Below are 12,544 nucleotides of genomic sequence, written 5' to 3'. Positions count from 1 at the left end.
TTTTTTCATAGAAAGGGATGAAAGTATGAATTTACAGTGTGTTAAACAAATTGAGAAAGATTCAATATTAAATGTGCTACAATATGCCGTCGGTCCAAATGAAATAAGCTTAAAGAAGGCAGTAATATTTTATCAAAGTAATAAAGGGACTTTGTACAAATATGAAGAAAAAGCTTGTCTAGGTATTGAAATAATCGGAGAAACTAAAGCACGCATATGTCATATAGCAGTGGCTCCAGATTATCGTCAAAAAGGAATTGCACTGCAAATGATTAAAGAAGTGGTAAGGATATATCAATTGACTTATATAGAAGCGGAGACAGACGATGGGGCGGTAGAATTTTATAAAAGAATTGGTTTTCAAGTTAAAAGTTTAGGAGAAAAATATCCAGGGATAGAAAGATTTCATTGTTACATGGAAAAATAGCATGAAAATATACAATTGTACATATTGAATATAGTTTGAAAAAAATAATAATTTCATTATATAATATAGGTATCTGGAAAAATATAGATAAAAGAAGATAGGTGTATAACAAGTGAGAATGGATAAAAGTAAGTTTATAAAAATAGCTACTTCAATAGGGGTGTCATCTTTTTTATTAACAGGTTGTGGTGATTATGAAGAAGAAACTGCTCAGCAAGAAAGTACAGCTGTTAAAACAGATGGTGCAAAACAAAGAAATGAGCAAGAAACATTAAATTGTGATGATAAAACCCCAACCAATGAAAATGTAGAGAAAGATGAGTTATGCAAGGAAAATAATCCGTCATTTTCATCTTATCATGAAAACTCTCATTTACCGATACTTCCATTTGTAGCAGGATATTTATTAGCGAGTAGAACTTCAAATATGAATTATACAGCAAAACCAAATTTAATGAAGAAACCGTATGCAAATAATGTTATTCCATATCGTGAAAAAGATGAGCGTAGAACAGGTGGCGGTAGTAGCGGTGGTTATTCTGGTGGTTCTAACGGTAACAATAATACTTCCAATAAAGTAGATTTAAATAAACAGCAGCCAAATCCATCCAATAAAGTAACACCAGATACAAATACGCCAAAATCATCTACTACGCAAACACCGAAAGTAAACTCTGGTTCAAGTGGAATTGGAAACGCAAAAGCGCCAGCAGGATCCTAAAACGAAAGGGTAATGGAGTAATGTATACAGAACGAGAGCAAGAAGAGTATATGAAAGTATGGTTTTCACTTGCAGAAGAGGCTAGTAGGAATGGTTTCACTTGGCCTAGTCTGTTAGAGAATGAAGAATGGAATCAATATATGGCAACAGGGATGTATCGCATGCCAGCAAAAACTTATACTGCTATCTCAAAAGCGACAGAAGAAATCATGTATGTGTTATATAGAACGTATCAATATATTGTAAATACGACAGAAGATTTTCAAAAACTTGGATTCCCAGCTGAAGCGTGGGAAATGGCGAGAATGAAACATAATGGTTTATTTTCATATTTTACAAGGTTTGATTTTATCGTAAATGGTGACGATATAAAATTAATAGAAGTAAATTGTGATACGCCAACAGGCTATTTAGAACCGTCTGTCGCAAATGAAGTGTTATGCCGTTATCATGATGTAAATCACCCAAACCATATAGAAGAGCATATTGTGCAGGCATGGGAACAAATTAAACATGACTATCATATAGGCCCTGAAGAGACGATATATTTTACTAGTTATGATTGGCACGATGAAGATAGTCAAACGGTTCAGTTTTTAAGAACGTATTGCTTAAATCAGTCAACGGACTATGTAGGAATACAAGACATTGTCGTTGCGGAAGATGGTATATATACGCCGAGTGGAGAAAAAATAAAATATTTATATAGACTGTATCCAATAGAGTATTTAGTAACGGACGTTGATAAGAATGGAAAAAGGATTGGTTTACAATTTTTAGATCATATTGCGCAAGAAAGAGTGAAAATTATTAATCCGCCAGCCGCATTTGTTATGCAAAACAAAAGTGTACTCGCACTAATTTGGAAGCTTTATGAAGAAAGTGTTTTCTTTACAGAAGAAGAGCAAGACATTATTTATAAATACTTTCTACCAACATATTTTTCAAATAAGCGATTTCTAGAAAGACATGAATCATACGTTTCCAAACCTGTATTTGGTCGTGAAGGTGGCGGAGTATCTATATACGAAAATGATGAATTATTAGCTGAAGATAAAACAGAGTATTACTTTGAACAAAGGAAGATATACCAGCAATACATAGAAATGCCTGACTATACCATTGACACATGGGATGGTCCATATACTGGTAAACTATTAATTGGCTCTCACTGTATAAGCGGAAGAGCAGCAGGCTTATTTTTACGTGTAGGTGAGAAAATAACGGGAAACTTATCAATGTTTACTGGGGTTACAATTGAAGGATAAAATAAACAAAGAGCTCATCATTTGTGATGAGCTCTTTCGTCTATGTATAAAACAGCTTTTTATGGTTGGATGTAAAATTTTCACTTTCTTTTTGTGTTTTAAATCTGGATATTATAATTTAAAAATTTTTTGTGTAATAATATTACCATTTTTTATAGATATGAAAAATGATTAAGTTAAAAATTAAGAAAAATATGATAATATATTTATATAAAAGTTTAAATTTACGTGGCTAGTGGGGGAACCAATATGAAAATGAATGAAATAGTAGCAAGTACACAATTTCCAAATACAATCGAAACAATCACAAAAGATTTAAAAGCATTAGGAGTCGAAAAAGGAATGACAATTATCGTTCATTCATCACTAAGTTCTATCGGGTGGATATCTGGTGGTGCGGTTGCTGTAGTAGAAGCATTAATGAAAGTTGTTACGGAAGAAGGAACGATAATAATGCCAACGCAATCTTCGGATTTGTCCGATCCGAAACATTGGTCAAGACCACCTGTACCGGAAGACTGGTGGCAAATTATCCGAGATAACGTCCCAGCATTTGATTCACGTATAACCCCAACAAGGGGAATGGGTGAAATAGTTGAATGTTTTCGTACATATCCGAATGTAGTACGTAGTAATCATCCGTTAGGAAGTTTTGCTGCATGGGGAAAACATGCAGTAGAAATAACAATGAACCATTCGTTATCAATGAGCTTTGGAGAAGAATCTCCATTAAGAAAAATATATGATTTAGACGGGTACGTATTATTAATTGGTGTTGGATATGATTCCAATACATCTGTTCATTTATCCGAGGTGCGTTCTGGTGCATGTGAGTTAATACAAGTAGGAGCACCTATTATAGAAAACGGTGAAAGAGTGTGGAAAGAGTTTGTTGAAATGGATTACGAATCTGAGAAGTTTGTAGAAATTGGTGTGGAGTTTGAGCGAAAAGGAACTGTAAAAAATGGGAAGATAGGGAATGCAACGTGTCGTCTAATGAAACAGCGTGATATAGTTGACTTTGGAACAGAATGGTTTCGTAAGAAAAATTAGTAAGGGATGGTTACAATGAAGGGGAAAAAGGTATTAATTACAAGCGGTGGTTGTCTAGAAAAATGGGATCAAGTACGCGGGCATACGAATATGGCCAAAGGTACAATCGGAAGGATAATCGCAGAAGAACTTCTAACTAAAGGGGCACATGTTATATATTTACACGGTTATTTTGCGGAGAAACCGAGTGATATACATAGAGGGTTAGAATTACATCCATTTGAAGGAATCGTTGATTTACAAGATAAAATGAAAAGTATCATATCACATGAAAAGGTTGATGCAGTCATTATGGCAGCAGCTGGATCAGATTGGATTGTAGAGAAAATTTGTGATCAAGATGGTAATGTTCTTAATATGAACGGAAAAATTTCAAGTGATATAGCACCGATTATTCACTTTCAAAAGGCTCCAAAGGTATTAAAACAAATAAAAGAATGGGACCCAGAAACAGTACTTGTTGGTTTTAAACTTGAAAGTGATTTAAATGAAGAGGAACTGTTTGAAAGAGCAAAAAATAGAATGAAAGAAGCAAGGGCGAATGTAATGATTGCGAATTCACCACATTCTTTATATTCGCGCGGGGCTGTGCATTATGTAATTGGACAGGATGGTAAAGGGAAGTTGTGTAATGGGAAAGATGAAACAGCGAAAGAAATTGTCAAAAGCTTAGAGGTATTATGTAATCGTGTCACTGCTTTTTAAAATTAAGTTTTTAGATGAGAATGAATCCGCATAGTAATAAGTAAGCGAAACTTTAATTGGTGGGAATTTTACTTTTACACGAATGTGAAGCGTATACCAATCAAGAGCTATACACAGAATAATTGGTGAGGAGTGGATTCTATGGAACATTTATTAAAGCAAGCTATTAAACTTAGAAATGAAAAGAAATATGCGCAGTCTAAAGAGATGCTTATAGGATTAACAAACTTTACAAAGGATGCAGAAGTACTGTATCAGTGTGCGTGGATACATGATGTAATGGGGCTAGAAACAGAAGCAGTTCCGTATTATGAGCAGGCAATCGCAAATGGACTTGATGGCGAATCGCTTTGCGGTGCTTATATTGGTTTAGGAAGTACATATCGTTGTATAGGGGAATATGAAAAGGCAATTACAGTATTAGAAGCTGGGGTGAAAAAATTCCCAGAGAACGCTCCAATGAAAGTATTTTTATCATTAGCAAAATATAACGTAAACGATCACGAATCAGCGATGAAATTATTACTTGAAACTGTCGTGAAAGTAGAGGAAGTAAAAGAATTTGAACGTGCCATTTCATTTTATAAAGACCATTTAAATGAGGTTTTTAAATAAAGGAGTGAACGTATGAAGGTTACACTATCACGAAGGCGAAAAGGTATTTGGATTGGACTCGTCTCTTTAATTATGCTATCAAACTATTTATTGTATGCCCTTCCAATTGTATCAGTTGCGCCGAAAGAAGTTGTGCTTGGGTCATTATTAGATTGCATGTTTGTCATTCCAATCATCACGTATTTCTTCATTATTCAAAAAAGATACTCGTTAACATATATAGTTCCTGTTGTAATAGCTGGTTATATTTTTGCAAGATTTATTATTCCAAGTGACTATTTACAAACTTTTTCATTCATCTCTTATATTATTGTTGCGGCTGAAATTGCATTTGTAGGTTTAGAATTATTCCTTCTCTATAAAATTGTTAGAGTGCTTCCTAAAATAATAAAAAAATATAAAGAATATAGAAGAGAAAAGTATTCCTTTTCTTATGCAATTGATGCAGCGTTTGACGCTACTATGAAAAGAGGTAAGTTAATAGATGTCATTCTAACAGAGTGTAAGTTAATCTATTATGCGTTTTTATCGTGGCGTGAAAAAGTACCAACAGGTAAATCTGTATACTCATATCATAAAAAGACTGGTGCTATAGGTGTGTATATCATGATTATTCACGCAACAGCAATTGAAAGCATTGGTTTTCATTATTTACTACATCAGTGGAATCCAGTAATAGCATGGATTTTACTTATTTTAAATGTATACGCGATGATTTATTTTATAGCTGAAATACAAGCGATGCGCAAAAATCCACTTGTCGTAACAGAAGAACAAGTAATCATTCAAATCGGATTAGGAAAGAAAATTGTTATGCCATTTACACAAATTGATAATATTGCGTTCTACAAGGGTGAATTGCTAACGGCAAAAGAAGGGAGACAGGTATTGGATGCAACTGTTATGGAGTTCATAAAAGAACCTGCTACTTTTGAAATAACATTAAAAGAGCCAGTGAAAGCGCAGTTGTTATACGGCTTTTCTAAAACAGTAAGTCGTGTTTACTTAAATGTTGATGAAGAACGAAAATTTTATGATGCGGTTAAGGAAAAGTTAAAACATGAGTAATAGTACTGTTAGTTGCATAAAAACAAATGAGCTTCCGTTAGAAGTGAAAAAATATGAAACATGGATAGTGAAAAACTCTTTCTAAATAAGAAGGAGTTTTTATTATGTACTTGTATAAATCATTATATAAAAAACTATACACTTCTTTATTACTACATAAATGGATATAATTGAGGATAGAACTAGCATAAGGGGAAACAAAATAATGAATAAGTTACTTACATCGAAAATTGAAATTATAGAAAGAAAAATCCGGTATAACTCAACAATAGTAGATCACAATTGCTTATTACTTGAAAAGCAATCACAAAGTATCGTTTTATTTCACGAGGTGCAGTATTCATTTACAATGACTGCAAATGATACTAAGTTAATAATCCCAAAAGGGAGTTATACAATCGCATATTACTGGAAAGATCGTCCGTACAATTTATACGTATGGAGAGATATAAAAGGAAAGTATTTAGGTTCCTATTTTAATATCGTAAAAAACACACAAATAAAAGATGAAGTGGTTTCCTTTGAAGATTTAATCATCGATATTATGGTACTTCCAAATGGAGAATACTTCATATTGGATGAGGATGAATTACCAGAACCATTAGGAAATTTCGAAGGTGGTTATGTGAAGAAAGCTCTTTATGGATTAAAAGAAATCATTCAAAAAGAGCTGCCACCAATAGTTTTGGAGACAGCCAGGGTGCAGAGGAAATAAAATTTAATTACATAAATATTTTGAATGGGAATGAGTAGTCTCAAGTTATATGATCTAACTTTTTTGATAAAACTAAGGTTAGTAGCATATCTCTTGAGATTACTCTTTTTTTGTAGAAATTTCGTCGCTTAGTTATTAAATCGATTTTAAATTTATGAAATAATATTGACTGAATCAAGTTCAGTCGTTTATGATTGAATCAGATTCAGTCGTGGTGAAAACATTGTAGGAGATGACGTATGAAAAGAATATCAAAAGAACCAGATGTAAGACGCCAAGAGTTAATGGATATTGGTTTTGAACTATATATGAAAAATGGTATGAAAGGATTTGGCATAAAAGATGTTGTGAATCATGCAGGTGTAGCAACGGGCTTATTTTATTATTACTTCAAGTCTAAAGAGAATTTTGTTGATGAAGTTTTAAATGACTTTATTGTGAAAAATATGGAGTTAATTGAAGAAATACTTATTTCAAATGAACGGTCTGTCATGCAAAAGATGAAAGATTCACTAGATATATTTTGGACATTTATTGAAAAGTTAGCACCCTATAAAAATGTGAGTTCGTTTCAGACGGAACAACATTTTCAACTGGAACAGAAATTATTCGCACGTATGCAACCGTTAATTAGACAAGTAATTGAAGAGGGAGTGAAAACAGGGATTTTTTATACTGATAACTCATTATTAGCTTCTGGGTTTATTTTATACGGTCTTAGCAGTATTGCTCATTCAGAAGTAAAGTTGAATCTAGATACAAAACAAGAAATGGTTAATTTAGTATTAACTACACTACGATACAATCAAAAGGAAGGAGAGAGTATATGAAGATTATTATCGATGAAAATAATATCTCACAAGAGCAACTTATAAAATGGAAAAGAGAACGGATAAAAAAAGTATTATATATATTAGGACATAAAGAGCCTGAAATAAATGATACAGACGTTATGATAAAACAGCTAACGGAAATAAAGTTGCGATATACATACAATGAAATGTACGAAAAGTTGAAATCAAAACTTAGATTAAGTGCAATAGGTATGCGTATCTGTACTCTTTTATCTGGCGATAGACGAAAATTTTCAAAAACTAGTATTTATTTAGACGGGATTACAGCAGAAGAAGCCATACATGGAATTGATAGTTTTATGCTTGAACAATCACGTGAAAATAACAAAGTGAATTTATCTGCTTGTCCTGATCACTATGTACTAAGACCCTTTGGGGAAAATGAATTAGAGGTTATCGAAACTACTGGTAATTCTCCGTTTCCAGTTCAATTTTTCATTGTTTTTGGTGACGAAACTGGATTGAAAACACCAAGAGATAAATCTTATCAATATCAATCAACAGGTGTTGCACGTATGAAAGATGGTACTACTATTGGTGGAGTTCGACATCAATTTAAAGATACTGATACAGGGATAGAAGTAAGTCTAGTTGTTGAGTTCCCAGCCCTTTGTCCTAATAGTCTAATTAAATCCCATCAAATGCATTTAGCGTGTGAGTTTTCTTATTGGTTACAGTGGATTAAAGATCAGAAAAAATAGTAAGTAAACGATATCGTTTAAATAATCAAAAGTAAAATGTTCAAACAAATCATATGTATGTTTTAATAAAACCTAGTTGACTTATCGGAAATATTTGTATAATATGTACTTAATTCCATAACGTATTGCTGATTGGAGAAACCAAAGGCATTTTATCAACAGATAAAATGCCTTTGGTTTTTTTATTGCATAAATACTGAATCTGTTCATTTATATGAATCATTTTAAGGAGGGGAAGAAATGACTGTTTCAATTGATGGGGTATCAAAATATTTTTCGAAACAAACTGGTACGGTTCAAGTATTAGAGAATATTAATTTTCAATTAGAAAAAGGGGATTTCGTTACAGTAATTGGTCCGAGTGGTTGCGGAAAAAGTACATTACTAAAAATCATTGCAGGTTTAGACAGCGATTTTGAAGGTGAGATCACTATTGATAGGGAGCGTATAACAAAACCGAGTAAGAAGCAAGGATTTATATTTCAAGAGCATCGATTGTTTCCATGGCTAACAGTGGAAGAAAATGTTGCAGCTGATTTGTCGTTAAAAGATAAGTATGTGAAAGATAAGGTGAGAGAATGGGTTGAAATCGTTCGGTTAAATGGCTTTGAAAAATCGTATCCGAAAGAAATTTCAGGTGGGATGTCACAACGTGTTGCGATAGCGAGAGCGTTATTAAGAGATCCAAATGTATTATTACTTGATGAACCTTTTGGAGCGCTGGATGCTTTTACTCGAAGTCATTTACAAGAAGTATTGCTAAATATTTGGGAGCAGAAGAAAACAACAATGATATTCGTTACACATGATATAGACGAAGCGATATATCTTTCAAACCGAATCATCATTATGAGTGCAAAACCAGGGAAAATACATAAAGTGATTGAAAATAATTTGCCTTATCCGCGAAATAAAACTTCTCAATCGTTCCAACAACTTCGAACGAAAGTATTACAGCAGTTTGAATATGGAGGGTTGATTCAAACAAGTATATAGGAAAAGGGTGATTTTATATGTATAAAAAATTTAAAATTCTTTCTTTTGCTTTAGCTATATCAGTATGTTTATTAGGATGTGAAAAAAGTACAGCAAGTAGTAAGAAAGAAGATGTAACAATACAAATTGGTATACAGCAAGGGTTAAGCCCGCTATTACTAGCAAAGAAAAAGGGGTGGTTTGAAGAGGAGTTTAAAAAAGAAGGAGTTAAAGTGAAATGGACAGAGTTCCAAAGTGGACCTCCTTATTTTGAAGCAATCGCATCAAACCGATTAGACTTTGGTGAAGTAGGGAATTCTCCAGTCATTTCAGCGCAAGCAGCAGGTATTGGATTTACCGAAATCGCCAATACAAGTTATGCAAGAAAAGGAACTGGAATTCTCGTTCAAAAAGATAGCAAAATTGCGAGTGTAAAAGAGTTAAAAGGTAAAAAAATTGCAGTAGCAAAAGGAAGTAGTGCCTTTAATTTATTGTATCGAGCACTTGATAAAGAAGGGATTGATGCAAAAGAGGTAAATGTCATTCAATTACAACCAGATGAAGCGCAGCCTGCATTCGAATCAGGATCAGTAGATGCATGGTCGATTTGGGACCCTTTCATATCATTACATACGTTAAATAAAGGTGCGAAGGTGATTGCAGACGGTGAAACATTAAATGTCTCTTCGCCAGAATTTTTAATTACGAGAACAAAATTTGCGAAAGAACATCCAGAATTAGTTGAGAAATTCCTCGAAGTTTATGAGAAAGCACGTGTATGGCAAGATGCTAACTTAGATGAAGCAATAAAAGTATATACTTCTGTAAAAAAGATAGATGCGGAGATCGTAAAAGAAGTGTTTAATCACGACAAACCAATTTTAGTTCCGGTAACGAAGGAAATAATAGCAGAACAACAAAAGACAGCGGATTTTCAATATAAGCTCGGTTCTATAAAGAAAGAAATTAAGGCGGAAAAAGTTGTAGATAATTCTTTCGTAGAAAAAGCATTGAAAGCGAAGTGAAAAGAGGTTTTGTAAAGTGGAAAATACGAAAGCTGTTATGAAACCAGCGAGTATAACGATTGAGAAAAACAGCGTTAAGAATGTGCGAAAGTTAAATGTAAAAGTTTTAGTAAGGGCGATTACTATACCGGTTATTATATTAATAATTTGGCAGTTAGCTGGCGTATTCGGTCTTGTTTCTAAAACAGTTTTACCAACACCATTAGATATTTTTCTAGCTTTCCAAGAGCTTATTAAAACAGGAGAGTTATTCGGCCATTTAAGTATTAGTGTATTCAGGGCTGCGGCTGGTTTCTTTATTGGTGGGGGCTTAGGAATCATTTTAGGAACGATTGTTGGATTTTCAACGAGAAGTGAGCAATATTTAGATCCATCTGTGCAAATGTTAAGAACTGTACCTCATCTAGCTGTTGCGCCACTTTTCGTATTATGGTTCGGTTTTGGTGAAACATCGAAAGTGTTATTAATTGCAGATGGTGCATTTTTTCCTTTATACGTGAACGCATTTTTAGGTATTAGAGGTGTGGATTCAAAGTTATTTGATGTTGCGAGAGTGTTAGAGTTTAGCAAAAGAAAACTAATTACGAAACTCATCTTACCATCTGCATTGCCTAACCTTTTACTAGGAGCAAGGTTATCGTTAGGTGTTGCATGGGTGAGTTTAGTAGTAGCAGAACTTATGGGATCTACAGAAGGTATTGGTTATATGATTATGGATGCAAGGCAATTTTCAAATACAGATATCGTATTTGTCGGCATAATTATCTTTGCATTTGTTGGGAAGTTTTCTGACTCTCTAGTACGTTTACTAGAAGTGAAGTTTTTAAGATGGCGAGATAATTTTAAAGGTGAGACTGGGAATTAACATATAAATTATTAGGGGTAATTTATATAGAATGTGTTAGTATACGTTTCAAAATAAATAAGGGGTGTGTAAAGGTATGGAATTATTATGGTTTATTCCGGCTTATGGAGATGGTCGATATTTAGGAACGACAAAACGAGGAAGAGCAGCTGAATATGGTTATTATAAGCAAGTTGCTGCGGCAGCTGATTATTTAGGATATACGGGTGTTTTACTTCCAACTGGTCAAGGATGTGAAGACCCTTGGGTGTTAGCTTCAGCTCTTGCTGCTGAAACAGAAAAACTAAAATTTTTAGTAGCAGTGAGGCCAGGACTAATGTCACCTACAGTTGCAGCGAGGATGGCATCTACATTTGATAGAATTTCAGATGGGAGATTGCTTATTAATGTAGTAGCTGGAGGAGATCCAGTTGAACTACAAGGAGATGGATTATATCTTGATCATGATGAAAGATATGAAGCAGCGGATGAATTTTTAAAAGTTTGGAAATCGACATTGCAAAGTAAAACGATCTCTTTAGAAGGAAAACATATTAAAGTTACAGATAGTAAAGTTGTATTCCCACCAGTTCAAACGCCATATCCTCCTATATATTTCGGAGGATCATCAGCTGCTGGAAAAGAAGTAGCAGCTGAACATAGTGATGTATATTTAACGTGGGGAGAGCCGCCAGAGCAAGTGAAAGAGAAAATAGAAGAAGTAAGAAAACTTGCAGAAGAGAAGGGGCGTACAGTACGATTTGGCATTAGATTACACGTAATTGTAAGAGAGACAGAAGAAGAAGCATGGGAAGAGGCCGAACGTTTAATTCAATATGTGGATAATGAAACAATTGAGCTTGCTCAAAAGACATTTGCAAGATATGATTCGGTTGGTCAAAAACGGATGACACATTTAAATAAAGGTACGAGAGAGTCGTTAGAGATAAGCCCTAATTTATGGGCTGGAATCGGACTTGTAAGAGGTGGGGCAGGTACTGCACTTGTAGGCGATCCGCATACAGTAGCAGAAAGGATAAAAGAATATGAATCGTTAGGAATTGATACGTTTGTTTTATCAGGATATCCGCATTTAGAAGAAGCGTATGAAGTGGCAGAATTGTTATTCCCATTATTGAAAGACAAGAAGAAAGAAGAAAATAAAATTGTTGGTGAAATGATTGCTGATGCATATGCATTAAAAAGATAGTGAGAAATAAAGTTTCACTTATTTATTGCTTCATTTTGTTTACTGCCTGTTAATACGGGATAAAAAATCCGCAAGTTATTCGCTTGCGGGTTTTCATCGTAAATTATTAGAAAATATGGTAAAATTAAAGGGTAACTTAAGGTGCGGTTGGTTGTTCAATTATCACTTCTCCGAGTAGGAGGGGGGTGATAATACGTGAGTGAAATAGCGTTGCTACTGCAAGGTGGACTGTTTCTCGTTGCATTGTTAACGTTCGTCGTCGTTTTAATAGACAAGCTCAAAAAATAACAACCCACCTATGCCTATAGAATGTGGGTTGTTTTGTTTGTAAGAAACAAATAGGATAAATGAACAATCCAATCT

The 12,544-nt window shown here is 34.0% G+C and carries 15 protein-coding genes; all 15 read left to right on the top strand.

The genetic code is table 11. The features are described 5' to 3' along the window. Nucleotides 1-25: 25 nt before the first annotated feature. The 15 genes from V6946_RS15325 to V6946_RS15255 all read left to right on the top strand — a co-directional run bounded on the left by V6946_RS15325 (nucleotide 26) and on the right by V6946_RS15255 (nucleotide 12,469). Nucleotides 26-427: a GNAT family N-acetyltransferase gene (locus V6946_RS15325; RefSeq protein ID WP_001053115.1), complete on the top strand. Its 402-nt coding sequence runs from the start codon at nucleotides 26-28 to the stop codon at nucleotides 425-427. Between the two features lie 112 nt (nucleotides 428-539). Next, entirely contained in the window at nucleotides 540-1,148 is a 609-nt protein-coding gene (locus V6946_RS15320) for a hypothetical protein (protein ID WP_006920211.1), read from the top strand. A gap of 20 nt (nucleotides 1,149-1,168) precedes the next feature. Next, entirely contained in the window at nucleotides 1,169-2,416 is a 1,248-nt protein-coding gene (locus V6946_RS15315) for a glutathionylspermidine synthase family protein (protein WP_000287883.1), read from the top strand. A gap of 249 nt (nucleotides 2,417-2,665) precedes the next feature. Beyond that, nucleotides 2,666-3,469 (top strand): aminoglycoside N(3)-acetyltransferase, encoded by an 804-nt coding sequence (locus V6946_RS15310; RefSeq protein ID WP_000783346.1) that lies wholly within the window; start codon nucleotides 2,666-2,668, stop codon nucleotides 3,467-3,469. 15 nt (nucleotides 3,470-3,484) lie between these two features. Further along, the gene (locus tag V6946_RS15305; protein WP_006920212.1) at nucleotides 3,485-4,174 is read left to right on the top strand and encodes a phosphopantothenoylcysteine decarboxylase; all 690 of its coding nucleotides are present in this window, start codon (nucleotides 3,485-3,487) and stop codon (nucleotides 4,172-4,174) included. A 141-nt stretch (nucleotides 4,175-4,315) separates the two neighbouring features. Further along, on the top strand, nucleotides 4,316-4,789 hold the full coding sequence (locus V6946_RS15300; protein ID WP_000400636.1) for a tetratricopeptide repeat protein: 474 nt from the start codon (nucleotides 4,316-4,318) through the stop codon (nucleotides 4,787-4,789). Nucleotides 4,790-4,801: 12 nt separating this feature from the next. Further along, nucleotides 4,802-5,857 carry a hypothetical protein gene (locus V6946_RS15295; protein WP_006920214.1) on the top strand — a complete coding sequence of 352 codons (1,056 nt, stop codon included), beginning with the start codon at nucleotides 4,802-4,804 and terminating at the stop codon, nucleotides 5,855-5,857. A 205-nt stretch (nucleotides 5,858-6,062) separates the two neighbouring features. Next, nucleotides 6,063-6,572, top strand: coding sequence for a DUF402 domain-containing protein (locus V6946_RS15290; protein ID WP_001037874.1), 510 nt, complete (start codon nucleotides 6,063-6,065; stop codon nucleotides 6,570-6,572). Nucleotides 6,573-6,811: 239 nt separating this feature from the next. Continuing rightward, nucleotides 6,812-7,402, top strand: coding sequence for a TetR/AcrR family transcriptional regulator (locus V6946_RS15285; RefSeq protein ID WP_000822633.1), 591 nt, complete (start codon nucleotides 6,812-6,814; stop codon nucleotides 7,400-7,402). After that, nucleotides 7,399-8,127: a hypothetical protein gene (locus V6946_RS15280; RefSeq protein WP_006920217.1), complete on the top strand. Its 729-nt coding sequence runs from the start codon at nucleotides 7,399-7,401 to the stop codon at nucleotides 8,125-8,127. Before V6946_RS15285 ends, V6946_RS15280 begins: the two co-directional genes overlap by 4 nt. A 240-nt stretch (nucleotides 8,128-8,367) precedes the next feature. Further along, nucleotides 8,368-9,123 carry an ABC transporter ATP-binding protein gene (locus V6946_RS15275; protein WP_006920219.1) on the top strand — a complete coding sequence of 252 codons (756 nt, stop codon included), beginning with the start codon at nucleotides 8,368-8,370 and terminating at the stop codon, nucleotides 9,121-9,123. Between the two features lie 17 nt (nucleotides 9,124-9,140). Then, nucleotides 9,141-10,127, top strand: a complete 987-nt coding sequence (locus tag V6946_RS15270; RefSeq protein WP_366981462.1) for an aliphatic sulfonate ABC transporter substrate-binding protein — start codon at nucleotides 9,141-9,143, stop codon at nucleotides 10,125-10,127. 16 nt (nucleotides 10,128-10,143) lie between these two features. Further along, entirely contained in the window at nucleotides 10,144-10,992 is an 849-nt protein-coding gene (locus tag V6946_RS15265) for an ABC transporter permease (RefSeq protein ID WP_000432131.1), read from the top strand. Nucleotides 10,993-11,068: 76 nt separating this feature from the next. Continuing rightward, entirely contained in the window at nucleotides 11,069-12,181 is a 1,113-nt protein-coding gene (ssuD, locus tag V6946_RS15260; protein WP_366981463.1) for an FMNH2-dependent alkanesulfonate monooxygenase, read from the top strand. A gap of 195 nt (nucleotides 12,182-12,376) precedes the next feature. Then, on the top strand, nucleotides 12,377-12,469 hold the full coding sequence (locus tag V6946_RS15255; RefSeq protein ID WP_001289320.1) for a putative holin-like toxin: 93 nt from the start codon (nucleotides 12,377-12,379) through the stop codon (nucleotides 12,467-12,469). Nucleotides 12,470-12,544 lie beyond the last annotated feature (75 nt).

Source organism: Bacillus sp. PPSBB_2, assembly GCF_045291115.1.
Taxonomy (GTDB): domain Bacteria; phylum Bacillota; class Bacilli; order Bacillales; family Bacillaceae_G; genus Bacillus_A; species Bacillus_A cereus.
This window is presented reverse-complemented; position numbering and strand designations above follow the sequence as displayed.